This window comes from Microbispora corallina, from assembly GCF_016863035.1.
Lineage (GTDB): Bacteria > Actinomycetota > Actinomycetes > Streptosporangiales > Streptosporangiaceae > Microbispora > Microbispora corallina.
Genome location: NZ_BOOC01000003.1, coordinates 162,632 through 188,240, shown reverse-complemented (window position 1 = coordinate 188,240; position 25,609 = coordinate 162,632). Strand labels below are relative to the sequence as shown.

Annotated in this window: 20 protein-coding genes; 7 read left to right on the top strand and 13 right to left on the bottom strand. The window is 73.2% G+C overall.

Going from position 1 to position 25,609, the window contains the following annotated elements:
- Positions 1–277 precede the first annotated feature (277 nt).
- Positions 278–1,360, top strand: a complete 1,083-nt coding sequence (locus tag Mco01_RS04955) for a hypothetical protein (protein WP_204055699.1) — start codon at positions 278–280, stop codon at positions 1,358–1,360.
- A 70-nt stretch (positions 1,361–1,430) separates the two neighbouring features.
- Here Mco01_RS04955 and Mco01_RS04950 read toward each other — a convergent pair whose 3' ends face one another.
- The gene (locus Mco01_RS04950; protein WP_204055698.1) at positions 1,431–2,405 is read right to left on the bottom strand and encodes a DMT family transporter; all 975 of its coding nucleotides are present in this window, start codon (positions 2,403–2,405) and stop codon (positions 1,431–1,433) included.
- A gap of 271 nt (positions 2,406–2,676) precedes the next feature.
- Positions 2,677–4,017, bottom strand: coding sequence for a sensor histidine kinase (locus Mco01_RS04945; protein ID WP_204055697.1), 1,341 nt, complete (start codon positions 4,015–4,017; stop codon positions 2,677–2,679).
- A gap of 242 nt (positions 4,018–4,259) precedes the next feature.
- Between Mco01_RS04945 and Mco01_RS04940 the strand changes: the two genes are divergently transcribed.
- Entirely contained in the window at positions 4,260–5,243 is a 984-nt protein-coding gene (locus Mco01_RS04940) for an isopenicillin N synthase family dioxygenase (protein ID WP_204055696.1), read from the top strand.
- Between the two features lie 52 nt (positions 5,244–5,295).
- On the top strand, positions 5,296–6,423 hold the full coding sequence (locus Mco01_RS04935) for a low temperature requirement protein A (protein WP_204055695.1): 1,128 nt from the start codon (positions 5,296–5,298) through the stop codon (positions 6,421–6,423).
- Here Mco01_RS04935 and Mco01_RS39720 read toward each other — a convergent pair.
- Positions 6,346–6,912: a MarR family winged helix-turn-helix transcriptional regulator gene (locus Mco01_RS39720; protein ID WP_275410464.1), complete on the bottom strand. Its 567-nt coding sequence runs from the start codon at positions 6,910–6,912 to the stop codon at positions 6,346–6,348. The two genes, Mco01_RS04935 and Mco01_RS39720, sit on opposite strands and share 78 nt — an antisense overlap.
- A gap of 86 nt (positions 6,913–6,998) precedes the next feature.
- Between Mco01_RS39720 and Mco01_RS04925 the strand changes: the two genes are divergently transcribed.
- Complete coding sequence (locus Mco01_RS04925) at positions 6,999–7,628, top strand: FMN-dependent NADH-azoreductase (protein ID WP_204055694.1); 630 nt, start codon at positions 6,999–7,001, stop codon at positions 7,626–7,628.
- 3 nt (positions 7,629–7,631) lie between these two features.
- Here the strand turns inward: Mco01_RS04925 and Mco01_RS04920 are convergent, their stop codons facing one another.
- From Mco01_RS04920 to sthA, 5 genes are all read right to left on the bottom strand, one after another.
- Positions 7,632–8,915, bottom strand: a complete 1,284-nt coding sequence (locus Mco01_RS04920; RefSeq protein WP_204055693.1) for a GH1 family beta-glucosidase — start codon at positions 8,913–8,915, stop codon at positions 7,632–7,634.
- Entirely contained in the window at positions 8,912–9,904 is a 993-nt protein-coding gene (locus tag Mco01_RS04915; protein ID WP_198167506.1) for a LacI family DNA-binding transcriptional regulator, read from the bottom strand. The genes Mco01_RS04920 and Mco01_RS04915 overlap by 4 nt, the downstream gene beginning before the upstream one ends.
- Before the next feature lie 5 nt (positions 9,905–9,909).
- The gene (locus Mco01_RS04910) at positions 9,910–12,720 is read right to left on the bottom strand and encodes a glycoside hydrolase family 3 protein (RefSeq protein ID WP_204055692.1); all 2,811 of its coding nucleotides are present in this window, start codon (positions 12,718–12,720) and stop codon (positions 9,910–9,912) included.
- 232 nt (positions 12,721–12,952) lie between these two features.
- A complete protein-coding gene (locus Mco01_RS04905) occupies positions 12,953–14,164 on the bottom strand; it encodes an ROK family transcriptional regulator (protein WP_204055691.1) in 1,212 nt (403 codons plus the stop codon).
- Between the two features lie 138 nt (positions 14,165–14,302).
- Positions 14,303–15,706, bottom strand: a complete 1,404-nt coding sequence (sthA, locus tag Mco01_RS04900) for a Si-specific NAD(P)(+) transhydrogenase (protein ID WP_204055690.1) — start codon at positions 15,704–15,706, stop codon at positions 14,303–14,305.
- Positions 15,707–15,847: 141 nt separating this feature from the next.
- Between sthA and Mco01_RS04895 the strand changes: the two genes are divergently transcribed.
- A complete protein-coding gene (locus Mco01_RS04895) occupies positions 15,848–16,195 on the top strand; it encodes a peptidylprolyl isomerase (RefSeq protein ID WP_204055689.1) in 348 nt (115 codons plus the stop codon).
- Between the two features lie 67 nt (positions 16,196–16,262).
- Here Mco01_RS04895 and Mco01_RS04890 read toward each other — a convergent pair whose 3' ends face one another.
- The gene (locus Mco01_RS04890; protein ID WP_204055688.1) at positions 16,263–16,907 is read right to left on the bottom strand and encodes a TetR/AcrR family transcriptional regulator; all 645 of its coding nucleotides are present in this window, start codon (positions 16,905–16,907) and stop codon (positions 16,263–16,265) included.
- Between the two features lie 80 nt (positions 16,908–16,987).
- On the opposite strand from Mco01_RS04890, the gene Mco01_RS04885 reads away from it, so the two are divergent.
- Positions 16,988–17,881, top strand: coding sequence for an NmrA family NAD(P)-binding protein (locus tag Mco01_RS04885; RefSeq protein ID WP_204055687.1), 894 nt, complete (start codon positions 16,988–16,990; stop codon positions 17,879–17,881).
- Between the two features lie 212 nt (positions 17,882–18,093).
- Here the strand turns inward: Mco01_RS04885 and Mco01_RS04880 are convergent, their stop codons facing one another.
- From Mco01_RS04880 to Mco01_RS04865, 4 genes are all read right to left on the bottom strand, one after another.
- Positions 18,094–18,348: a metallothionein gene (locus tag Mco01_RS04880; protein WP_036330571.1), complete on the bottom strand. Its 255-nt coding sequence runs from the start codon at positions 18,346–18,348 to the stop codon at positions 18,094–18,096.
- 68 nt (positions 18,349–18,416) lie between these two features.
- Entirely contained in the window at positions 18,417–19,802 is a 1,386-nt protein-coding gene (locus Mco01_RS04875; RefSeq protein WP_204055686.1) for a hypothetical protein, read from the bottom strand.
- A 682-nt stretch (positions 19,803–20,484) separates the two neighbouring features.
- Positions 20,485–21,876, bottom strand: a complete 1,392-nt coding sequence (locus Mco01_RS04870; RefSeq protein WP_204055685.1) for a serine/threonine-protein kinase — start codon at positions 21,874–21,876, stop codon at positions 20,485–20,487.
- Positions 21,877–21,878: 2 nt separating this feature from the next.
- Positions 21,879–23,384, bottom strand: a complete 1,506-nt coding sequence (locus Mco01_RS04865) for a serine/threonine-protein kinase (protein WP_204055684.1) — start codon at positions 23,382–23,384, stop codon at positions 21,879–21,881.
- Positions 23,385–23,494: 110 nt separating this feature from the next.
- Here Mco01_RS04865 and Mco01_RS04860 point away from each other — a divergent pair, with 110 nt between their 5' ends.
- Entirely contained in the window at positions 23,495–25,603 is a 2,109-nt protein-coding gene (locus Mco01_RS04860; protein WP_204055683.1) for a protein kinase domain-containing protein, read from the top strand.
- The last annotated feature ends 6 nt before the right edge of the window (positions 25,604–25,609 follow it).

The following is a 25,609-nucleotide window of genomic DNA, read 5'->3' as shown; positions in this document are numbered from 1 at the left end:
GCGGCCGGTCATGCGCAAGTGCGCACCGGCAAAATCACACGGCACAACGGGCAAAAAGGCCATCACCGGCCTCATCGGCATCGTGCTTGGCATCGGGCGGCAAAGGGGATCTCGTCCGGCCCTGCCCCGGGCATGCCGAGGCCCATCCGATGACACGGACTCACGCCGGGACCGCCCCACAAGGGGTCAATTTGCCTGGACGGGCTCCGGAGCGGCTGCCAACGATTGAGGTACGACCCGATCGCCCGATGCGGTCTGATCGGAGAGGAGTATCTCTATGCACGGCAATCGATTCTCATTACTGCTGGGTCCGGCAGTCCTCGGCGCCGTCCTCTGGCCGGCCGTGGCCTCGGCCACGACCGTTCACCCGACCGGCCTGGCGGCGGCGGTCCAGTCGCCACGCGCCATGGTCCCCGCCGCCTACGGCGACGAATCGGAGGAGAGCGGCGACACCGGTTACTCCAGCCACCTCGGAGAGAGTCGGTACGGGCGAGAGAGCATCAACGCCCAGGAGAGCGCGTCCATCGGCGAGTCGTCTCTCGGCGAATCGTCCCTCGGCGAGTCCGGCCTCCGGCACGAGTCGTACCAGCCCGAGTCGTTCAGCGGCTCGTCATACGGCCGGTCCGAGTCGTACCAGCCCGAGTCGTTCAGCGGCTCGTCGTACGGCCGGTCCGGGTGGAGCGGCTCGGAGGAGTACGGCCGGCCCGCCTCGCTGAGCTCCGAGGAGTACAGCCGGCCGATCACCTACACGCGCACGATCAACTACCAGCGCCCGGTGACGTACACGCGCATGGTCAACTACGAGCGCCCGATCACCTACACGCGCACGATCAACTACGAGCGCCCGGTCACGTCCACGCGGATGATCACCGAGACGCGTCCGGTGACCGAGCAGGTCAGCTACACCCGTCCGATCTCCTACACCCGGATGGTCCAGGAGAGCCGGCCGGTGACCGAGCAGGTCACCTTCAGCCGTCCCGTGACGTCCACGCGCATGGTGACGGAGATGCGTCCCGTCACGCGCATGGAGCCGTTCACCCGTCCGGTCACGGAGACCCGGCTGGTCACCGAGACCCGCCCGGTCACCCGGCAGGTCAACTACATGCGGCCCGTCACGGAGACCCGGCTGGTCACGGAGACCCGTCCGGTCACCCGGCAGGTCAGCTTCAGCCGTCCGGTCACGGAGACCCACATGGTCACCGAGAGCCGTCCGGTGACGGAGACCCGCTTCGTGACGGAGAGCCGTCCGGTCAGCTACACGCGGCTGGTCAACGAGTCGCGCACGGTCAGCTTCACCCGGCCCGCCCTGCTGGGCGAGAGCCAGTCCAGCGGCCTGAGCGAGCAGTCGAACTGCGACTGACGAGCACGGGCTGATCGGCAGATCAGGAGGGCACGGGCGGTCCCGCCCGTGCCCTTCCCCGTGTAGCGGCTCAGGCGGAGGCCTCGGCCTCCCCCGCCGCGGGCGAGGCGACGGAGGACGGGGCCACAGGATGCTGGGCCACAGGATGCTGGGCCGGTCTCGGGGCGCGGCGCAGGGGCACGAGTCCCTGGATCACGGCGATGCCCGCGAGCACGACGAGCGCGCCGACGGGCTGGTTCCAGGTGAGCCCCTCGTGCAGGACGACCACCCCGGACGCCGCGGCGAACACCGGGATCAGATAGGTCACGGTCGAGGTGGTCGTGACGCCCGCCATCCGCTGCACCCGGTACAGGAGCAGGTAGGCGATGCCGGTGCCGAACGCGCCGAGCGCCACCAGGCTCCCCCACACGCCCGCCGGCACGTGCGGATCGACCAGGGCCACGCCCGCCAGCGGCGTCAGCACGGCGAGCTCGGCGGTGCCGGCCAGCAACTGGGCCGTCGCCAGCACGATCGGCTCCTCCCCCCTCGGGGTGATGAACCGCCCCATGTACGCCCCGCCGATGCCGTAGCAGGCGGCGGCGCAGAAGCAGGCCAGGCTGCCGATCATGGCGCCGCCCGAGATCGGCTCCCACACGCCGAGGACCACCATCACCCCGGCGAAGCCCAGCCCGAGCCCGGTCACCCGCCCCGCCGTCGCCCGTTCGCTGCGCAGCAGCAGCGCGAACAGCAGTGTGCACAGCGGCGTCGTGGCGTTCCAGATGGCGGCCAGCACCGAGGAGACGTGCTGCTCGCCGTACCCGAAGAGCGTGAACGGGACGGTGGTCAGCACGATCGACGCGACGGCGAAGTGCCCCCACAGGCGCGGATCGCGCGGCAGCCTCCGCCCGGTGGCGAGGAGCGCGACCAGCAGGGTCAACGCGCCGATCGCCATCCGCCCGAACGAGATCTGGAGCGGATGGAGGCTCCCGAGCGCCACCTTGATGAAGAAGAAGCTGTTGCCCCAGATCAGCGCCAACAGGATGAAGGACGGGACCCACCGCCGCATCTGCGCCACTCCCTCGCTCGCGTGCCGGTAAGGAGCGTAATGCTGGATGGCACCTTAATGGGAGCGGTTTTCGGCCCTTGTGCCCGCCTTGCGATGGTGTGCGAGGCACAACTCGTGCCCGACGACCCCGTCGCCTGTGTTCAGCACGCAGAAGGGGTCCACGCGCCTGCGCGCTCCTTGATGGCAGACCGGCCCGCGGACCGGTCGAGGCCGTCGTGCATCCACCGCTTGCGCCGGTAGATCGACGAGCGGCCGCCGTCGATGGCGTGAGTCAGGGCGTGAGGGGCAGGCAGAGCACGAAGCGGGCACCCTCGGGGCTGTCGCGGATGTCGAGCGCGCCGCCGTGGCTCTCGGCGATCTGCCGGGCGATCGGCAGGCCGAGGCCGGCTCCGCCCGCGTCTCTGCTGCGGGCCGAGTCGAGGCGGGTGAAGCGCTGGAAGACCACCTCGCGCTGGTCGTGCGCGATCCCCGAGCCATCGTCGAGCACCTCGACCACGGCCACCCCGCCGCGGAAGCGGGGGTCGTCGTCACCGGCCGGGTTGCCGTCCTCGCCCCTGCGTACGATGACGGTGACCGTGGACGACGCGTGCCGCTCGGCGTTGTCCAGCAGGCTGGTGACCAGGCGGCCCAGGCGGATGCGGTCTCCCCGGACCGTCACGCCGGGCCGCAGGTCGCGCACGATCCTCCGGGAGTGCCGCCGGTTCGCCAGCTCCGCACCGACGAGGGCGCCCAGGTCGACCGGCTCCCGCTCGCAGGGCGCGCCCGCGTCGAGACGTGCCAGCGTCTGCAGGTCGGCGGCGATCGACTGGAGCCGGTCCAGGCTCCGCAGCACGGCGGCGCCCAGCGCGTCCATGTCGACCTCGTCGGGCGCGAGCAGGGCGTCCTCGATCTGGGCGCGGATCGCGGTGATCGGGCTGCGCAGCTCGTGGGAGGCGTCGGAGGTGAACCTGCGCTGCTGCTCCAGCGTCTCCTCCAGCCGGTCGAGGGTGTAGTTGACGCTCCTGGCGAGATGGTGGATCTCGTCCCGGGCCGGGGGCACGGGGACTCGCCGCCCGAGGTCGGTGCTGTGGATCTCGTCGAGCTCGGACCTGATCGCGTCCACCGGCCGCAGCGACCGCCTGACGCTGCGCTGCGTCCCCTTGGCGACGGCCGCCACGGCGAGGACCGTGCCCCCGCCGAGCAGGATCAGCACGGGCGGGTAGACGTAGAAGGGGAGCGTCGGCGCCGCGCTGTAGATGGTCCAGTCGCCACCGTCGCGGTAGACCTGCTGCGCCACGACGATGTCGCACCGGTGGTCGCTGAACACGTGGTCGCAGACCTCGCTGTCGGCGTTGCGCCGCGGCGCCTTCGGCAGGAAGTTCGCCATCGGCGGCTTGCCCTGCAGGTCCCTGGTGGCGGCCACCACCCTGCCGTTCGGGTCGACCACCTGGATGGGGCGGATCAGGTTGGGCGACACGGGCGGCAGGGGGTTCACGAGCTCCCCCCGGTCGACGGAGTACGCGATGAGCTCCCCCGCCACGGTCGTCTCCCGGATGAGGTTCTGCGTGGCCAGGCGGTGGAGGGCCATCATCAGCCCGGCGGAGAAGAGGATGCAGAGCACGGCGACCGTCACGCCCGTGAGAAACGCCAGGCGCGTCCGGACCGGCCATCGATCGGCAAGGGTCACTTCGGTGCCACATCGCATTCGGCTGCGCTTCGCCACAAAACTACTCCCCGGCACGTCAACGGCCGGTAATGCCGGGACGTGGCGAAAGGGACCGTTTGCGCCACGCCTTCGCTCCCGGCGGGGAGGGCACGCGCGTAAAGGCGGTTCCGGATGGAGAAAAGGGGGCCCATGTGCTGTCATATGGAGGTATGTCGAGCACCTCGGGACCGCTGCCCGTGATCGATGTGAGCGCTCTCGTCGGCCCCGGCACGCCCGGGGAGCGCGCGGCCGCCGCGCGCCGGATCGAGGCCGCCTGCCTGGACAGCGGGTTCTTCTACATAAGCGGCCACGGCGTGCCGCCCGAGCTCACCACCCGGCTGGAGGACGCCGCACGGCGGTTCTTCCGGCTGCCGGCCGAGCACAAGATGCGGATCTCCATGGAGCGCGGCGGGAAGGCCTGGCGGGGCTACTTCCCGGTCGGCGCCGAGCTCACCTCCGGCCGTCCCGACCTCAAGGAGGGCGTCTACTTCGGCGCCGAGAACGACCCGGACGACCCCCGGCCGCTCCACGGGCCCAACCTCTTCCCCGGCGAGGTGCCCGACCTGCGGGCGACCGTCCTCGCCTACCTGGACGCGATGAGCGGCGTGGCGCAGGGGGTGCTGCGCGGGGTGGCGCTGGCCCTCGGCCTGGAGGACGACTACTTCTCCTCCGGCTACACCGCGAGCCCCACCATGCTGTTCCGGATCTTCCACTATCCGCCCGCGTCCCCCTCCGGCGACGAGTGGGGGGTGGGAGAGCACACCGACTACGGCCTGCTGACGCTGCTCCTGCAGGACGACAACGCCGGCCTGCAGGTGCACACCTCGCGCGGCTGGATCGAGGCGCCGCCCATCTCCGGGACGCTCGTGTGCAACATCGGGGACATGCTCGACCGCCTCACCGGCGGCCACTACCGCTCGACGCCCCACCGGGTGCGCAACCTGACCGGCCGCAGCCGCCTGTCGTTCCCCTTCTTCTTCGACCCGGGCTGGGACTGCGAGGTGCCCCCGCTGCCGTCCCGTCCGCTGCGCGACGGCGGCCGTCCACGCTGGGACGGGCAGGACCTGCGGGCCTTCACCGGCACGTACGGCGACTACCTGATGGGCAAGGTGGGGAAGGTGTTCCCGCGGCTGCGGGCCGACGTGCTGGACTAGTCGTCATCTGCCAGGTGCAATCTTGTAATCAAGAAAGCGCCACAATGGCGGCATGCGCCTCCCCACCTGGTTCGCCGAGCGGCACGACCCGGTCGCGGCCGACTCCGAGCTCCGCGTGTCCTCGGTCGAGCTCTTCTTCGACCTGGTCTTCGTCTTCACGGTCACCCAGCTCACGTCGCTGCTGGTGGGCGACTTCGGCGCGGAGGCGGGGCACCTCCCCGGCCTGGGGACCCTGCAGGCCGTCCTGGTCTTCGGCGTCCTGTGGTGGATGTACAGCGGCTACGCCTGGCTGACCAACACGATCCCGCCGTCCCGGCCGGCCCGGCGGGTGCTGATCCTCACCGGCATGGCGGGCTTCCTCGTCATGGCGCTGGCGATCCCGCACGCCTTCACTGGGGGCGGCGCGGCGTTCGCCCTCGGGTACCTGATCATCGTGCTGGTCCACGGCGGCCTCTACCTCCAGGCGTCGGCCGCCATCGCCCGGGTGCTGCCGTTCAACCTGGCGGCGACCGCGCTGATCTTCGGCGCCGCGTTCGCGCCCACGCCCTGGAACTACGCGCTCTGGGGGGCGGCGCTGGTGCTGCTGTGGACCAGCCCGTACTTCATCGGGCAGAGGGGGTTCCCGCTCCACCCGTCGCACATCGTCGAGCGGCACGGCCTGCTCGTGATCATCGTGCTGGGCGAGTCGATCGTCGCCATCGGCATCGGCGCCGCCGGGAGCCGGCCGACCGCGAACCTGATCGTCGCCGCGCTGCTGGGCCTGGCGCTGACGGCGGCCCTGTGGTGGGTGTACTTCGGCGGCGACGAGGAGGCCCCCGAGCGCGCGCTGCTCCGCGTGGACGTGGTCCGGCGCACCCGCCTCATCCTCGGCGCGTACTTCTACGCCCACATCCCGGTGCTGCTCGGGATCGTGGCCACGGCGGCCGGCGTCAAGAAGGCGATCGGCCATGACCACGTCAGCCTCGGACCGGCGTTCGCTCTGGCGGGCGGGGTGGCGCTGTTCCTGCTGGGCGACCTGTGGTTCCGCCGGGTGCTCGGGCTCGGGCGGGGCACGGTCCGGGTGACGGCCGCCGCGCTGGCCGCGGCGACCACGCCCATCGGGCTATGGTCCCCGGCGGTCCACCTTGGCGCGCTCGTCGCGCTGCTGGTCGCCATGATCTGCGCCGAGCGCGTCCTTTAGGCTCTCGGCCACCACGGAGCACGTCGAGGGCGCCCCCTCGTGGGCCAGGTGGCCCGCGACCACCCGGCGCAGCAACTGCCGGAACGTCTCGCGCTCGGGCTCGTCCAGGGGCTCCAGCAGCTGCGCCTCGGCGCAGTCCATCGCACAGGACACCTCGTCGAGCCGCTTGCGGCCGAGATCGGTCGCCACGACCAGGCGGTTGCGCCGGTCGGCCGGGTCGGGCCGCCGCTCGACCAGCCCCGCCTTCACCAGGTCGTCGACGAGGTAGACCATCACGGTCCGGTCGAGCCCGAGCTGGCGGGCCATCTCGATCTGGTTGCGCGCGCTCTCGTGCACCGCGGCCGACAGCACCTGGTATCCCCGGTGACCCGACGGCAGGTCCTCCGCCGCGCGTCTCGTCGCCGTCAGGTAGGCGTGCAGCGCCTGCCCCAGCAGCCATCCGAAGTCGACCTCGAGGCCCGGGGGGAGATCACACGCCAGCTCTTTCACATCCCCATGATAACTCTCGGCTTGACAGACGAGCTAAGTTCAAGACAGTCTGAATCACAGACAATCTGAACGAAAGGCGATCTGCCATGCCTCACTTGCTGCACATCGACGCGTCCGCCCGCGCCGAGGGGTCGGTCTCCCGCGACGTGGCCACGACCTTCCGGCAGGGTTGGACGGGCACGGTGACCTACCGCGACCTGGGCGCCGCTCCTGTCCCTCACTTGGGGATCGACGCGATCCTGTCCCGGTCGCTGCCGGCCGCGGGGTTCACGCCGGAGCAGCGCGCGGCCGCGGCGCTGCAGGACACGCTGCTGGACGAGCTGATCGCGGCGGACGCCTACCTCTTCGCCGTCCCGATGTACAACTACGGCGTGCCGTCCACGTTCAAGTCGTGGATCGACCACATCCTCATCGTCGGCCGCACGATCGGGGCGTCCGGTGAGAGCCCGGTGGCGGGCCGCCCGGCGACGCTGGTGCTCAGCAAGGGCGGCGCGTACGGCCCTGGCACGCCGAAGGAGGGCTGGGACTTCGTCGAGCCGTACCTGGTCAAGGTGTTCGCCGAGATACTCGGGCTCGACCTGCACGTGATCGCGGCCGAGCTCACCCTGGCCGACACCACGCCGGCCATGCACGACCTGCGCGGGCTGGCGGCCGACTCGCTCACCGCGGCGCACGAGTCGGCCCGGGCGCGGGCCCGGACCCTCGCGCTGGTCTGAGCGTCAGTCCGGCAGGCCGTTGCGGGCGATGACGTTCCGGTACCAGCGGGCGCTGTCGCGCGGGGTCCGCTCCAGGGTGTCGTAGTCGACCCGCACCAGGCCGAACCGCATGTGGTAGCCGCGGGCCCACTCGAAGTTGTCCAGCAGCGACCACACGAAGTAGCCGCGCAGGTCGGCGCCCTTCTCCAGGGCGGCGTGGGCGGCCCGGAAATGGGACTCGAGGTAGGAGATCCGGTCCGGGTCGGCCACGCCGTCGGGCACGGCCGCACCGTTCTCCGTGACCATGAGCGGAACGCCTGGATACTCCTCGGCGAGGCGCACCAGCAGGTCCTCCAGCCCGGACGGCGCGACCTCCCAGCCCATTTCCGTGGGCCGGCCGCGCGGGGGCTCCCAGGCGATCCCCCGGCTGCCCGGGTACTCCGGGGTCCCCTCGGCCGCCGGGTCGGCGACCACGCGGTTGACCGTGTAGTAGTTGACGCCGAGCACGTCGACCGGCTGGGCGATCACCGGCAGGTCGTCCAGGTTCACCTCGGTGAAGCGCGACAGGTGGTCGAGGACGTCCGGGGGGTACTGCCCGCGCAGGATCGGGTCGAGGAACAGCCGGTTGGCCAGGCCGTCGACGAGCCGGGCCGGCCCGGGGTCGCCGAGGACCGGCGTGAGGTTGAGCGTGATCGACACCGAGGAGGCGCCGGCGGCGCGCAGGGCCTGGACGCCGAGACCGTGGGCCAGCATGAGGTTGTGGGCGGCCGTGAAGGCCGCGGCCGGGTCGCTGACGCCGGGGGCGTGCCGGCCGGAGCCGTACCCGACGAAGGCGGACACCCACGGCTCGTTGAGCGTGGTCCAGGTGGCCACCCGGTCGCCGAGCCGGTCGTACACCCGCCCGGCGTAGTCGGCGAAGCGGTACGCCGTGTCGCGGTTGGTCCAGCCGCCCTCGTCCTGCAGGTCCTGGGGCAGGTCCCAGTGGTAGAGGGTGGCGACCGGCGCGATGCCCCGGGCGAGCAGCGCGTCCACGAGCCGGTCGTAGAAGCCGAGGTCCGCCAGGCGCGGCCAGGCCACCGAGAAGCGGTAGGCCCGCAGGCCCAGCCAGGCCATGATCTCGACGTCCTCGGCGTACCGGTGGTAGTGGTCGCAGGCCACGTCGCCGGTGTGCCCGTCGTCCGTCGCTCCCGGGGTGTGGGAGAAGACGTCCCAGATCGAGGGCACCCGGCCGTCCTCGCGGACGGCTCCCTCGATCTGGTAGGAGGCGGTGGCCGCGCCCCAGAGGAACCCGTCGGGGAAGGTGGTCATCGCGTGCTCCCGCGTGTCGTCAGCCGTGGTTCGAGGAGGGTCGACTGGGGGACGGCGTGCCCGTCCAGCTTGGCCATGAGCAGCCGCACGGCCTGGTGGCCGACGTCCTCGGCCGGGATGAGGACCGAGGTGAGCGCCGGGCTGGCCCGCTCGGCCACGTCGTCGGGGCAGATCGCCACCACCGAGACGTCCTCCGGCACCCGGCGGCCGAGCATGCGCAGCGCCCCGAGCACGTGGCCGGCCGCGGCCTCGTTGTGCACGACCAGCCCGGACAGCCCCGGACGCTCGTCGAGCAGGAGCTTCACGGCGCCGTGGACCTCGTCGAACGACTCCTCGCAGGGCCGGGCGTCCGCGTCGAGTCCGTGGCGCACGGCCGCCTCGGTGAAGCCGGCCATCGTCCGCTCGGCGAAGCCGGTGCCACGCTCGTAGACCACGCGCGGGGCGCCGAGCAGCGCGATCTGCCGGTGGCCGAGCTCGGCGAGGTGGTCGGCGCACAGCGCACCGGCCTTCGCGAAGTCGAGGTCGACACAGGTCAGCCCCTCCGGGTCGGCGGGGAAACCGATGAGCACGCTCGGCTCGGCCAGCTCCCGCAGCAGCGGCACCCGGGGGTCGTGGATCTCCACGTCCATCAGCAGCAGCCCGTCGACGAGCGCGCTCGCCGCCACCCGGCGCAGCCCGTCGGGTCCCTCGTCGGCGGTCATGAGCAGCACGTCGTGGTCGTACTGCCGGGCGGTGGTCACCACGGAGGTCGCGAACTGCATGAGGACCGGCAGGTTCATTCCGGCCCGCAGCGGGAGCACCAGGGCGATGACCTTGGCGCGCTTGCTCGCGAGGGCCCGGGCGCCCGCGTTCGGGTGGTAGCCGAGGGTCCGGACGCTGTCGAGGACGCGCTGCCGGGTCGTGGCCGAGATGGCCCGCTTGCCGCTCAGGACGTACGAGACGGTGCTGACGGCGACGCCGGCGTGCCTGGCGACGTCGGCGATCGTCACCGTCCTCACGGGCGGAACCCCAGCGTGCTCACCGTGACTCCCTCGCTCTCGAACACCACATAAAGGTCGCGCACTCCCGGCGATCCCGCCAGGGGCGTGACGACCTCGACGAGGTCGTGCCGCGCGGCCGTCGGCGGCACGGTCACCGCGCCGATCACGTCCCCGCACAGGGGGTCGTCGACCCGCAACGTCACCACCCCGCCCTCCGTGCTCGACACGGCCAGCGCGCACGCGGACGGCCCGGCCCCCGGGCGGCCGAAATCGGCGTCCCGGAAGGAGACCCACGCCCCCGCCCCGGCGGCGCGGACCGCGTCGCCCGCCTCCGGCGCCGCGTCGCACAGCACCACTCCGTCGTACTCGTCGTGATCGGCCGCGTCCAGAGGCCGGGCCGACAGGTCCCGGGGCGGGATCCGCTCGCCCGCGACCGTGAAGCGCGCCGCCAGGGCGATGTCCCGCGACGACCGGCCCACCATCAGCTTGTGCGCGGCCTCCTCCACGACGAAACGGCCCCGGGTCACGTCCCAGAAGGCCAGGTCGGCCGCGGGGACCTGCACCGACACCGTACGGCTCTCGCCCGGCGCGAGGCGCACCTTGCGGAAGCCGCGGAGCTGGCGGACGGGCTGCTTGACCCGGGAGCGCTGCTGGTGCGTGTAGAACTGGACGACCTCATCCCCCTCCCGGTCGCCGGTGTTGGTCACCGTCACCCGCGCGGTCAGCGTCCCGCCGGGGGCGAGGACATCGGCGGACAGCTCCAGGTCCGCGTACGCGAAGCGCGTGTAGCTCAGGCCGTGGCCGAACGGGTAGAGCGGCCGGCCGCGGTAGTAGAGGTAGGTCGCGTCCGAGGCGATCACGTCGTAGTCGAACAGGTCGGGCAGCTCCGCCGCCGAGCGGTACCAGGTCTGGGTGAGCCTGCCGCCGGGGTCCTCGTCCCCGAACAGCACGGCGGCCAGCGCCCGGCCGTACTCCTGGCCGCCGTGCGCCGACCACAGCACCGCCGGCAGGTGCTCGTCGGCCCAGGTCACCGCGAACGGGTAGCCGCTGGACACCACGAGCACGGTGGCCGGGTTGGCCGCGTGGACGGCCCGCACCAGCGCCTCCTGCCGGGCCGGCAGCGCGAGGTCGGACCTGTCCTCGGTCTCCCGGCCGTTCACGAGCGGGTGGTCCCCGGCGACCACGACGGCGACGTCGGCCTGGGCCGCCGCGCGCGCCGCCCGCTCCGCGCCGCTCTCCATGAGCTCGACGACGAGGACGGCGGCCGCCTCCGGGTCCTCGACGGTCCCGACGACACCGCCCTCCACCGCGACGTAGTGGCCGGTCGAGATGTTGCGCAGCACCACTCCCCGCGGCCGCTCCTCCATGCGGAACGTCTGGCGCACCTCCCAGCCGCTCGGGCCCGGCTGGTCGTTGACGAGCACGCCGTCCGCGGCGACGGACACGTGCCGCCCGTTGGCCGCGGCGCGGAACGCGAACGCGCCCCCGCCCCAGTCGAACACGTCGAAGCCCGAGCGCTCGGGCCCCACCCACAGCGGGCCGCCCTGCGGGTCGGAGCCGGCCGCCAGGTAGCCGCCCTCCACCCGCAGGGCCACCCTGTCCACACCCTCGCAGTAGACGGTCGCGCACCGCTCGGACAGCCCGGCGAGGGCCGTCACCTGGTACGGCAGCGTGCCGCTGTACCAGTCCTCGAACAGCGCGTCGGCCAGCGGGCCGACGACCGCGACCGTCTTCGGGGCACGCAGCGGCAGGATGCCGTCGTTCTTCAGCAGCGTGATCGACTGGCGGGCGGCCTCCCGCGCGAGCGCCTGGTGCTCGGGGCTGTTGACCACCTCCTGCGTCACGTCGTCGTACGGCGTCGCCGGGTCGAGGTCGCCCAGCCGGATCCGGATCGAGAGCACGTGCCGCGCGGCCGCCTCGACGTCGGCCTCGTCGAGCAGACCCCGGCGCAGGGCCTCCCGGATGTGGCCAAGCGTGGCGGACGGGTCGTCGTCGTCCTGCGTGAAGCTGTCCAGCCCCGCCCGGATCGCGTGCGCGTACGCCTCGGGCAGGTCCCTGTGGTAGCCCTGCAGGCGGGTGAGGTTGCCCGGGGCGTAGGCGTCGCTCACCACGAGCAGGTCGCCGTCGGCCCACGTCCGCAGCAGCCCGCCGATCAGCGGGGACAGGTGCGCCGGCCGGCCGTTGACCAGGTTGTACGACGGCATCACGGCCACCGCCGCCCCCGACTCCAGGGGCCGGCGGAACGCCCTCAGCTCGTACTCGTGCAGCACCCGGGGCGGCACGCTGCTGCTGCTGACGCACCGGTCGGTCTCGTTGTTGTACGCGAGGAAGTGCTTGAGCGTGGGGGCCGTCTTCAGCACGTCGTGGTCGCCGCGCAGGCCACGGGCGTAGGCCGTGCCCATCACGCCGGTGAGCCAGGGGTCCTCGGAGTAGCCCTCCTCGTTGCGGCCCCACCGGGGGTCGCGGAGCGGGTTCACCACGGGCGCCCAGACGTTGCGCCCCACGCCGGCCGGGTCCTTGTGGTGGAAGGCCAGCACCTCGTCGGCGGTCGCCTCCCCCACCTCGCGGACCAGGTCCGGGTTCCACGTGCTGGCCAGCCCCACGGCCTGGGGGAACACGGTGGCCGGGCCGTGCCAGGCCAGGCCGTGCAGCGCCTCGGTGCCCGTGCGGAAGGCCCGCAGCCCGAGCCGTTCGACCGGCGCCTGGTACTGGTGCAGCAGGCCGATCCGCTCCTCGAGCGTGAGCCGGGCGAGCAGGTCGGCGACCCGCTCCGCGACGGGCAGCGCGGGGTTCCGGAATGCCGGGCCGGGAGCGGGATCGTTCATCGGGAGACCCACCCTTCGTGTCGAAGCGCTTCGATGACCTGCCGAGAAACGCGCCGGAAGGCGCTTGGAGAGGATCGGTGTGCGGTTCGGGGGAAGCGCTCCCGAGGGGGTGTCGAAGCGCTTCGAAAACGATGCCGAGACGTTTCTGCTGTGTTAATCCGGACTTATCCGGAAGACTGCCGTCTCTTCCGGCTCAGGTCAAGACCCTTACCGGCGGCCCCCCGGAAACGGCTCAGCGCTGGGCCGGCAGGCGGCCGGAGTCGACCGAGTCGAGCACGCGTGCGGCGGCGCCCAGGGCGGCCGCGCCGTACCCGAGGGTGGAGACCTCCAGGCGGCAGCCGCCCCCGCCGGGCGCGAGGACCCGGGCGTACATCTCCTCCTCCGCGCACCGCACCAGCCACGGCGCGAGCGGGACGTAGTAGCCGCCGAGGATGACGACCTCAGGGTTGAGCAGGTTGGCCACGACGGCCATCCCCGCGCCGAGGTCGCGGCCCACCCGCTCCAGCAGCGCCAGGACCTCGGGCTCGCCCGCCCTGGCCCGCCGTACGACCTCGTCGATCTCCAGCTCCAGCTCGGAGGGCGACGCGTCGGGCGCGGTGCGCGACAGGATCGCGCCCACGCCGGCCACGGCCTCCAGGCATCCCCGGCGGCCGCAGCGGCACGGCGGGCCCGCCGGGTCGATCTCGATGTGCCCGATCTCCCCGCTGTAGCCCTGGCCGCCGCGCCTCAGCCGGCCGTCCAGGACCACGCCGGCCCCCACGCCGACCTCCCCCGTGACGTACACGAGGTCGGCGGCGTTGCGGTGCGGCCCGAACCGGTGCTCCGCGAGGGCGGCCAGGTTGGCGTCGTTGTCCACGAACACCGGGAATCCGGGGTCTCGCAGCGCCTTGGTGAGGTCGCCGCACAGGTCGGCGTCGCGCCAGCCCAGGTTGGGCGCGACGCGGACCGACCCGTTGACGTCGACCAGGCCGGGGACGGCGACGGTGAGGCCGAGCACCTGCCGGGCCTCCTTGGTCATGCGGCTGACCACCCGGCGGGCGATGGCCGCCAGCGCGACCACGGCCTGCCCGGCGGTGGAGGCGCCCCCGGGGAAGGAGCGCCGCCAGTTCAGCAGCTCCTCCCCCTTCAGGTCGACCGCCACCGCCGTGATGTAGTCGACGTTGACCTCGATCCCGATGGCCGCGTACGGCGAGCCGTCGAGCACCAGCATGGTCGCCGGGCGGCCGACGCGGTGCTCGGTGAGGCCGGTCTCGCGCAGCAGCCGCCGGTCGATCAGGTCGGCCACCAGGCTCGACACGGTGGCCTTGTTCAGGCCGGTCGAGGCCGCGATGTCCGCCCGGGAGCACGGGGCGTTCTCCCGGACGAACCGCAGCACCACGGCCAGGTTGGTCGCCCGGACGTCGGTGAAGTCGGCCGGCTGAGGCCCGTTGTGCGATGTGATCAATGTCAGCCCCGTTCCCGCTCCGGCCCATCATGCCGCATGCCGCGACCTCCCGGCGTGCGCCTTCGCCTTTGTTTGTCCACAAGACTAACTAAAGGAGTAGCCCGTTCAAAGCGGATCGGCGGGGCGCGGGGCGTCGTCTCAGTCGCTGAAACGCGCCACCCTCCGCAGCTTGTTGACCGCGTCGAGCGCGGCCACCTTGTACGACTCGGCCAGCGTCGGGTAGTTGAAGACGGCGTCGACCAGGTAGTCGACCGTCCCCCCGCAGCCCATCACGGCCTGGCCGATGTGGATGAGCTCGGTCGCCCCCGTCCCGAAGACGTGCACGCCGAGCAGCGACCGGTCCTCCGGCGAGACGAGCAGCTTCAGCATGCCGTAGGTGTCGCCGATGATCTGCCCCCGGGCCAGCTCCCGGTAGCGCGAGACCCCCACCTCGAACGGGATAAGCGCGTCGGTGAGCTGGTCCTCGGTCCTGCCGATGAAGCTGATCTCCGGGATCGTGTAGATCCCGATGGGCTGCAGGTCGTGGATGCCGCTGACCGGCTCGTCGCAGGCGTGGTAGGCCGCGAGCCTGCCCTGCTCCATCGAGGTGGCGGCGAGCGAGGGGAACCCGATGACGTCGCCGACCGCGTAGATGTGCGGAACGGCGGTCCGGAAGTACTCGTCGACGGCGATCCGGCCGCGGTCGTCCGCGGCGAGCCCGGCCGCGCCGAGCGCGAGGTTCTCGGTCATCCCCTGCCGGCCGGCCGAGTACATCACCGTGGCGGCCGGGATCTTCTTGCCGCTCTCCAGGATGGTCAGCGCGCCGCGCGGATGCCGTTCCACGGCGGCGACGGTCTCGCCGAACCGGAACGTCACGGCCAGGTCGCGCAGCTGGTACTTGAGCGCCTCGACCACCTCGAGGTCGCAGAACTCCAGCATCCGGTCGCGCCGTTCGACCACCGTGACCTTGGTGCCGAGCGCGGCGAACATGGACGCGTACTCGATGCCGATGACCCCTGCGCCCACCACGACCATCGAGTCGGGCACCCGCTCCATCTGGAGGATGCCGTCGGAGTCGATGATCGTCTGCTCGTCGAACTCCACGCTGGCCGGCCGCGCGGGGCGGGTGCCGGTGGCGACGATGATCTTGTCTGCCGTGACCTTGACCTCGTGGCCCCGCTCGTCGACCACGGCCACGGTGTGCGGGTCCACGAAGTGGCCGATGCCCGTCAGGACGGTCACCCTGTTGCGGGACAGCTGGCTGCGGATCACGTCGATCTCGCGGCCCACCACGTGCCGCGTGCGCACGGTCAGGTCGGCGACCGTGATGTCGTCCTTCACCCGGTAGCTCTGGCCGTACATGTCGCGCTGCGTGAGACCCGTCAGGTACAGGACCGCCTCGCGCAGCGTCTTCGAGGGGATGGTCCCGGTGTTGATGCACACACCGCCGATCATGTCGCGGCGTTCGACGATCGCGACCCGCCGCTCCAGCTTGGCCGCAGCGATGGCGGCCTTCTGCCCACCAGGCCCGGAGCCCAGGACAAGTACCTCAAAATCGGTCACACGGTCAGTGTGGAGGCCATGCCGTGCGGCGGAAAGAGATTGCCCGCTTCACATCTCCTTGTGGACGACTCGTGAAGGAGCGGGTGAGCGCGACAATTCGACTGCAAGAGATGGACAAGCGGGGCAGGGGATTCTGGGCACATGTGGAACGACACCTCGCGTTACCTCGGCGAGTTGCTCATATGGGAGATCGAGGACTACCTGTCCGCCCAGGCCTCCCGCCCGGACCGCGCGCGGGTGGCGTTCATCCGGCTGGCCGGCCGGGGAGAGGCGGAGGCGGTCGCCGCCGACCTGGAGGCCGGCGGCAGCTTCTACGCCGCCGCCAAGCGCGCCCAGTCGCTCGGCATGACGCTGCCCGGGGAGATGTTCGGCGTGGTGACCCGGGAGGAGTGCCCCGAGGTCTTCGAGGCGGTGCCGGGCACCACGTTCCCGCCCGTGCCGGAGGGCGACGGCTTCCTCATCCTCCGCCTGGTCGCCTTCGAATCCTGAGCACCTCGTCCGGACGGCCCGGGTACGGGAGCCCCGGGCCGTCCGGACGAGGGATCGACGGCGTGGGTCAGCGCGGCAGGGCCGCGAAGACCAGGCGGCGGATCGCGGCCAGGTCGACGTCCTCGGCCAGCGTCGCGTCCTCGGGCGTGTCCTTGATCGCTTCCTCGACGTTGAGCAACGTGCGCAGCAGCCGCGGCAGCACCGTCCGGTCGAGCAGTTCCTCCGCGAGCGCGGCGCCGTCCTCGCGGCCCATCGCGTACCGCTCGGTGAGGTAGGCGCTCAGCCGTTCGTAGGTGGCGGCGAATATGGCGCCGAAGTACGCGTTGGAGCTGCCGGGCAGCCTCTCGGCCTCGGCGATGCTCAGCCGGCAGGTCCGCACCTGGGGCTCCCACGTCATCAGCTGCAGGAAGCGCCCGCAGAACAGCGCCACCGCCTCCGCCGGGTCCTCGGCGTACGCGCCGGGAGTCCTCAACCGGCCCAGGTACAGCTCGCGGACGAGGTCCAGCACCGCGAGGAACAGCTTGTCCTTGCTCTCGAAATGCGCGTACAGAGACCGCTTGGACGTCCCGGCGCGCACCGCGACCGTGTCCATCGACGCCCGCTCGAACCCGGTCTCGAGGAACACGTCCTTGGCCACGAACAGGATGTGGCGCCGCAGTTCCTCACCGCGCCGCTGCTCCCCCCGCCGCCGCTGTTCGCCCTCTCCGGTCATCGGAGCGTCTCTCCAAAAGTAAACGGTACGGTAGAGTTTACTTGTTCGGGCATTCCATCCCCTGCCATTGGAGAGACCGCATGATCGTCATCACCGCTCCTACCGGGAACATCGGCCACCGGGTCCTCGACCACGTCCTCGCCGCCGGCCGGCCGGTGCGCGTGGTCGTGCGCGACCCGGCCAGGCTGTCCGCCGGAGTCCGGGACCGGGTCGAGGTCGTCCAGGGCTCGCACGGCGATCCGCGGGTCGTCGCCCGCGCTTTCGACGGCGCCGAAACCCTGTTCTGGCTGATGCCGACCGACCACCACGCGGCCAGCGTAGACGAGGCCTACGTGGGGTTCACCCGGCCGGCCGCCGAGGCGGTGCGCTCCCGCGGGGTGGGACGCGTCGTGAGCGTCAGCGCCCTCGGCCGCGGCACCCCGTACGCGGCCGAGGCCGGGCACGTGACCGCGTCGCTGGCCATGGACGACCTCATCGCCGGCACCGGGGCGGCGTTCCGCGCGCTGGCCATGCCGTCGTTCATGGACAACCTGCTGCGGCAGGCCGGGGCGATCAAAGAGCAGGGCGCGTTCTTCGACGTCATGTCGCCCGGCGGCAAGCGACCCCTCGTCGCCACCCGGGACATCGCCGCCGTCGCCGCCCGCCTGCTGCTCGACGACACGTGGACGGGACAGGCGGAGGTCCCGGTGCTCGGCCCCGAAGACCTGTCCTACGACGACATGGCCGCCGTGGTCTCCGAGGTGCTCGGCACACCGGTCCGCTACCGGCAGATCCCCGCGGAGGCGTTCAAGGACCGGCTCACCGGCTCCGGCATGTCCGAGGCCATGGCTCAGGCGATGGTGGACATGATGATCGCCAAGGACCGCGGACTGGACAACGGGGTCGTCCGCGCGCCGGAGAACGCGATCGACACGCCCACGACGTTCCGGCAATGGTGCGAGGACACCCTCAAGCCGGCCGTACGGGCGCTCTGACCGGTTTCATCGCGCGGCCCGTCGTCAGGCGCGGGCGCACCTCGGGATGGGACGCGGCCGGCGCCGGAAGGACGCCGGCCGGGAAGCCCAGGGCGCGCGGCAGTGACCGAGGCCCACGTCGACAGCGGCTCGGGCGGCGCCGGCAGTGGCTCGGGCGGCGCCGGTTGAAGCCGAGGCCCGCGTCCGGCCGGGAGGCCGGGGGCGCGGGACGGTCACATCATGCCGGCCGTCGTGACCTCCCTGTCGACGATGGTCCTCGCCCCGGACTCGCGCGCGCAGTGGGCGCAGCAGTACCACCGGCCGTCGACCTCCGACCCGTGGCCCACGATCCGGCACCCGCAGTGCTCGCACACCGGCGCCATCCTGGTGATCGCGCACTCGAAGCTGTCGAAGACGTGCACCGCCCCCTGGCTGTGCACCTCGAAGCTCATGTCGTAGTCGTTGCCGCAAACCTCGCAAGTGGCCATGTTTCCCCCCGTTGCCTCGTAGTCCAGAAGGGTGCATACCCGTCCCCACCTGGGCGGACACCAGGGGTCTACAGCTGGCCCAGCAGCGCCTTCGCGACCGACTTCGCGCCGGCGGTCGCCTCCTTCTGGTCCATGAGCACCGAGCCGGCCGCGTTGATGGGCGTCCCGGCGGGGCGGTCGCTGCCGCCCAGCAACACCCAGATGACGGTCTTGCCGCTCCACGCGTAGATCTCGTACCGGTTCGACTGGGCCGTGTCGGTCCGCTGGCGGATGGCCTGGCCGTACGCGTCCTGACCGAACCCGGGAAGCTTGTCGACCCTGCCCCAGTGGATGCCGCCGATCCCGCCGTTCGCCGTGAACTTGGTCTTGGACCGCTGGTCGATGAGGTAGTAGCGGGCCGAGTCGGCGTCCGCGAACTCGTGGATCGCGATCCGCAGGTTGCGCCACCGGACCCTGCCCTGCGCGATCGGCATCGCGTCGTTCCACCACTGGCACTGGGTGACGGTCGCGCCGCCCTCCCTGCCGCGCGCGGCCGCGCCCTCCGTCTTCGGGACGAGCGTGGCGGCGAGCGCCCGGAGCGCGACGCACCGCTCGGGGAGCGGGATGCGCGTGGGCGACGGCGAGGGGGTGGGGCTCGGCTTCGGCCGCGCGTGGTACGGCAGGGGCCGGCCGGCCCGCCACGCGTCCACCGACCGCGCGAGCTGCCCGAGCAGCCCCTTCACCTCGCGCAGCGCGTTCGCCTCGGTGATCGACTGGACGGTGTCGGCGGAGAAGACGTCGGCCTCCTTGTTCTGCTGGCCGGCCTGGTACTTCACCTGGAAGACGACGTCCCCCACCCTGCCGACGCCCTGGCCGAAGGAGTACCAGTACTTGTCGCTCTCCCGCGTCCACTGGTACTGCGCGGCGGCCTGGTCGCCGATGCCGGTGAACTGCTGGGGGGCCGAGTAGTAGTGCTCCTTGTTCGAGACCGTGGCGTTGTAGCGGTACTGCTTGTACTCGCCGTCGAACTGGATCCGGGCCGCCTTGTCGGCCGTGGTCGTGCCGAGGGCCTGGTAGCGGGACACGTTAACGGTGATCTCGCGGCTGCGGGTCACGTCCTTGTACGAGATGTCATGGTTTGCCCAGCCGCAGCTCCAGCGGATGTAGCTGACGAGCGTGTCGTTGCGGTTGTCGTCGGTCGACGAGGTGATCTTCGCGTTGGGCACGAGCCGCTCCGCCTGGTCCGGGTCGAGCATCACGCACACGTCCGCGTTCGCGTTCGCCGCGGCCGGCGACGCGGCGGCCGAGTGGGACGCGGCGACGACGCCGGTCGGGACGACCGGCCCTCCCCCGCCGCGCGCGCTCATGAACGCGAACGTGCCGCCCGCCACCGCGAGCACCGCCACGACCGCGACGACCGCGACGACCGGCGTCACCCACCCCCGCCGCCGGGGCGGCGACGGCTGGGTCGGCATCTGCCACAGCTCCGGAGGCGGCGGCGTCGCACCCTGCCACCCGCCGTGAGGCGGCGTGCCGCCTTGCCACCCACCCTGAGGCGGCGTGCCGCCTTGCCACCCACCCTGAGGCGGCGTGCCGCCTTGCCACCCACCCTGTGGGGGCGTCGCGCCCTGCCAGCCCCCCTGCGGCGGTGTGCCGCTCTGCCAATCGCCCTGAGGCGGCCACTGCCCGCCGCCACCGGCCGGCCCCTGGGGGGTGCCGCCCCACGGTGTCCCCTGTCCCGGCCATCCCTGCTGCGGGCCGGGCTCGAAAGACTGCGGACCCTGCTGGGTGCCCTGCTGCGGTCCCGGCCCGTACGGTCCGCCTGCCTGGCCGGGCCACTGCCCCGGCGGGACCTGCGGCGGGTACGGAGAAGCGGGCCCGGGCCAGGGCGGCCGGCGGTCCGGCGGACCGTACGCACCGGGCTCGCCCGGCGGAGGTCCGTACGGGCCGGGGGGAGGCGCGCCGCCGCCGGCCCGGGACGGCGGATCGGCGTCCGCGGAGGGCTCGGCCGGGGCCGGCAGGCCGTACGGCGGGATCCCTCGGCCGGGGCGGCCCTGAGGCGGGGGCGGCGGGGGCGGGCCGCCGTCCGGCCCGAGGGCTCCGTCGTCACCGCTGGTCATGTCGTCTCCTGGAGGGTTGGAAGGCGAGGAGAGGAGGTCACTCGAGCCCGGCGCCGACGAGCCGGGCCGCCTGCTCGGCCGTCCGCCGGTCCTCGGCGGTGGCGGGAGGTGAGCCGGCCCGCCGATAGGCGACCTCGGCCACGAGATTGCCGAGCCGGAACCACACCGTGGTCCCCACGGTCCCGGCGTCCACGACGTCGCAGGCGACCGCCTCGTCGCCGAGGCCGGCCTCGTCGCGCACGCCGGCGGGGGCCGTGCGGGCCTGCGCCGCCCGGCGCGCCGCGAGGTCGAGGGACGCCGCCCGGCCGCCGTCCTCCGCGCCGCCCGGCAGCCGGTACGCCACGGTGATCGTGGCGTCGCGCCCGCCGGCCCGGTCGGTCCACCGGCAGCCGGATGCGGCGGGCTCGCCCCGGGCGTCGGCGCCGAGCAGCTCGCGGACCTGGGCGTCGGTCAGCCCGCGGCAGGGGTCGGGGGCGCTCGTGAAGCCCCCCGCGGCCTCGCCGCCCCCCGAGGCGAACCGCCAGGCCGCGAGCCCGGCGGCGACGCCGACCACGATCACGAGCGCGGCGCCCAGGGCGAGCCGCAGCAGGCGGCGCGGCCGGCGCCCGGCCCGCGCCGCGGGCGTGGCGGCGACGGCCCGCAGGGCCTGCCGTACGACGGCCGGAGGCGGACGCCGGGCGGGGTCCTTGTCGAGCAGGGCGAGCACGATCCAGGCCATCCCGGGCGAGGCCCGGACCATGGGCTGCGGCGGCTGCATGAGCACGGCCGCCACGAGGGCGGCGGCCATCGGCCGCTGGAACGGGGATCTCCCCTCGACGGCCGTGTACAGGGTCGCGCCGAGGGACCACAGATCGGACGGCGGGCCGTCGGGCTCCCCCCGGAAGCGTTCCGGGGCCATGTACGCGGGCGACCCGGCCGAGCTCTGCCAGCCGGAGCCGTTCCCCTGGCTCACCGGGGCGGCGATGCCGAAGTCGGTCAGCAGCGCCCGGCCGTCCGGGGCGATCAGCACGTTCGCGGGTTTCACGTCGCGGTGCAGGATCCCCTGCGCGTGCGCCGCCTCCAGGGCGTCGAGGACGGCGAGGCCGATCTCGGCCGCCCGCGCCACCGGGAGCGGCCCGTCCTCGCGGATCACCTTGTCGAGCGACCGGCCGGCCACGAGGTCCATGACGATCCACGGCTGCCCGTCGTGCCGGACGACGTCGTGGACCATGACGATGGACGGGTGGCTGAGCCGTCCGGCGGCCCTGGCCTCCTGGATGGCCCGCCCGGTGAACTCGGCGAGCTCCGCTCCGGCGACTCCCGCCGGGATGCGCAGCTGCTTGACCGCCACCTCCCGGTGGAGCAGCTCGTCCACGGCCCGCCAGACGGTGCCGCCGCCGCCCTCGCCGACGGGTTCGGCGAGGCGGTACCGGCCGGCCAGCAGGTCCACGGCTACGCCAGCCCTCTCAGCCCGTCCGCGGCCGCCCCGGCCGCCTCGACCGCGCGCCTGCGCAGGTCGGCCGTGGACGGGGCGTCCAGGTCGGCGTACTGCAGGCGGCCGACGAGGTCGCCCAGCCGGAAGTACACGACGGCCGCCTGGGCCCGCCCCTCCGGAGTGGTCGTGTCGGAGGCGAACGCGTCGTCGGCCAGCCCGGGCACCGGATGCGCGGCCGACACGGTGACCGGGCTCCTGGTGTCGAGGCCGATCTCGTACCAGATCCAGGTGCCGTCGCGGGGTCCGGTGGCGTACTCCCTGCGCAGGCCGTCGAGGAGCGTGCGGGCCGAGGCCGGGGTGAGCGCCCAGGGGTCGCGGGTGTCGGAGTCGGTCTCGGCGGACAGCTCGACGCCGGCGCCGGTGACCGTCCACTGGCAGTCGCCGAGGCCGAGCCGTCCCGCCGGCGGCCGGGCCGTGCCGAGGAGGCGGCCCACCTCGGCGGCGGGCAGCGCGCGGCACAGGTCGACGGCCTTCGTGAACGTCGGCGAGGCGGCCTCCGGCCGGGAGACCGGGCGGTCCCCGGCGGGCCGGAACGCGACGAGCAGGGCGGCGGCGACGCCGAGGACGGCGACCGCGGCGGCGAGGCCGATCCACCGGCGACGGCGGCCGGGCGCGGCCCGCCAGTCCGACCGCACCTCGGGGACACGGCCGGCCGCGACCTCGCGCAGCAGCCCGAGGGCGGTCGCGCTGTCCGGCCGGCGCGCGGGGTCCCGGTCGAGCATCCACACCAGCGGCGGGCCGAGCGGGCCCGCCAGCCGGGGCGGACGCACGTCCTGCGTGAGCGTCGCGCGGATGACCTCGGCGTGCGTGCCCGGGTGCGGCGGGACCCCCTCCACCGCCGTGTAGAGAGTGGCCGCGAGCGACCACAGGTCGGCGGCCGGCCCGCCGGGCTCCCCCGCGAGCCGCTCGGGGGCGATGAACCCGGGCGTGCCGACCAGCAGCCCGGCCTCGGTCAGCGCCGTCTGGTCGGCGGGGCGGGCGATGCCGAAGTCGGTCAGCACGGCCCGTCCGTCGACGGAGAGGAAGATGTTGCCGGGCTTGACGTCCCGATGCTGCACACCGCCGGCGTGGGTGGCCGTCAGCGCCTCCAGCACGCGGGCGCCCACGTCCGCCACGACGGGAGGCGGCAGCGGCCCGCGGACGGCCACCTCGCGGGCCAGGTCGCGGCCGTGCAGCAGCTCCATCACGATCCACGGCTTGCCGCCCTCGAGCAGGACGTCGTGGACCGCCGCGATGCCGGGATGCCGGAGCCGTGCCGTCACCTCGGCCTCCCGCATGACGCGGGCGACGAGCTCGGCGCGGTCCCGCTCCGCCAGGCCGTCCGGGACGCGCAACTCCTTGACGGCCACCTGGCGGTCGAGGACGGCGTCCCTGGCCAGCCACACCGTGCCCATGCCGCCCGACCCGAGCGGATGCAGGAGGTGATAGCGCCCGGCCAGTGGCCCCCCCAGCGTTTCGGCCATATCGGGGAGAATACCGAAATAGTGATCGACGGCTTGGCGAAATCCCGCGCAACCGGCCGACTCCCCAGATAATGGACCACCACGAAGGATCGCCTGAAGCGGGGGACGAGGTGCTCGCCATCAGCCCGTTACGGCCGGACGATCGGGAGCGGATCGGCGGCCATCGGCTGCGCGGCCGGATCGCCGAGACCGGGCGCAGCGTGACGTACGCGGCCGAGTCGGAGACCGGGGAGCACGGCGTCCTGACCCTGTACGAGGTGGACCTCGACGACCCGGAGGCGTTCCTCGCCGGTCTGGAGGCCCTGCACCGGCTGCCGCCCTGCTACCTGGTGCGGGTGTCCGACGGGGGCACCCTCGGAGGGCGGCCGTACGTCGTGGAGGAGCAGGCCGACGGGCCTACGCTGGCCGGGGAGGTGCGCCGAGACGGCCCCCTCTCGGGCACGGCGCTGCACCGGTTCGCGATCGGCACGGCGACCGCGCTCGTCGCCCTGCACGAGGCGGGCGCGGTGCACGGCAACCTCCGTCCGGACACTGTGATCCTCGGGCCGGACGGCCCCCGGGTGGCGGGCACGGGCCTGGCGCCCGTCCTGGCCGCCTCCCCCGCGAGCGTGACGCAGGATGCCGAAGTCCTGGGCACGCCGACGCCGGAGGGGCTCACCGGCCGCCCGCCGGAGGCGGCGTCCGACATGTTCGCGTGGGGCGCGCTCGTCGTCTTCGCCGCGACCGGCCGCCGGCCCTTCGAGGCGGGCACGCCGGCCGCGGACGTGGACCTCGTGCCGCACGAGGAGCCGGACCCGTCCGCGCTGGACGAACCGCTGCGGGACCTCGTGCGGCGGTGCCTGGCGAAGGACCCGGCCGACCGGCCCGCCTCCGCCGAGGCCCTGCTCGCGCTGGTCGGCCACTGCCTGCTGACCACCCGCCTCGATCCGGAGGCCGCGCTCCCGCCCGCCGAGCCCGACGACGCCGCCTCGCCTGTGACCACGCCGGAGGAGACGCCGGCCGCCCCCTCGCACGACACCCAGGCCGCCTCGCCGCCCGACACCCCGGCCGCATCGCCGGCCGAGCCCCCGGCCGTTCGGACGCAGGACCTGCCCGCCGCCACGCCGCGCGGGAGGGACGTCGAGCCGGACGACGGTGCGACTGCCACGGGACCCGCCGACCGCGCCGCTCGGCACGTAGGCGACGACGGACGGCGGCGAGGGCTGCTGCCGTACGCGCTGTCGCTCGCGCTGGCGGGCGTGCTCATCGCGCTCGTGTCGGCCGGAGGGACGTACGCGGTCGTGTCCCGCACCCAGGCCATCCCCTCCCCGTCGGCGCCGCCGTCCGTCCAGGTCGTCCCGGTCGCGGCCGACCCCCCGACTCCTCCCGCCCCCACCGCGCGCGTCCCGGTGCCCCACGCCCGGATGACGCTGCTCGAGAACTCCCGTGACCCCGTACGGCTGACCGGCTACCGGGTCGGCGCGGACACCTACGTGCGCGCGCCCGGCGGGTCCACGTTCACCAGGACCGACGTGAAGGACGCCGACCCCCTGCCCTCGCCTGACGGGGCGTGGCTGGCCCTCGCGACCGACCGGGCCGTCACCCTCGTCGACCAAAGGACGGGCGCGCGATTCGAGACGCGCCCCGAGGCCCCCGCGCCCCTGGAAGGGGCGACGTGGTCACCCGACGGCCGCAGGCTCCTGCTCACCGCGGCGACGAAGGACGTGCCGACGGGGTTCGTCCTGATCGACCCGTCCGCCAGGACCTCGACGTTCGTCGACACCACGGACGACCTCCAGGGCGGCGAGGGGCCGTACGCGTGGCTGCCCGGCGGCTCGGGCGTCGCCGTCGGTCACACGACGGCCGCCGGTCACGGCGTCCGGTTCCGGGACCTGGGCGGCCGCGAGGTGCGGGACCTCCACTGGGTGGGCCGGAGCTCCGGACCCCGGCTGTTCTCCCCCTCGGGGCGACGGCTGGTCACCTCCTGCCCGAGCGGCGGGACGCTCTGCGTCTGGGACGCCACCACCGGGGGCAGGCAGGCGTCCATCGCGGCGCTCTTCCCCGGCGCGGCCCTGCTCGGCTGGTACGACGACCACCACCTGATCGTCCTGGACCCGAGCGGGAAGCACGCCCACCGCGTCGTGGTGATGGACGAGCGCGGGCGCGAGCAGCGCGTGCTCGCGGAGATCGCGCCTGAGGACGGCGCGGACGCCCTGCTGTTCACCTACACCCGGAGCTGACCCCCG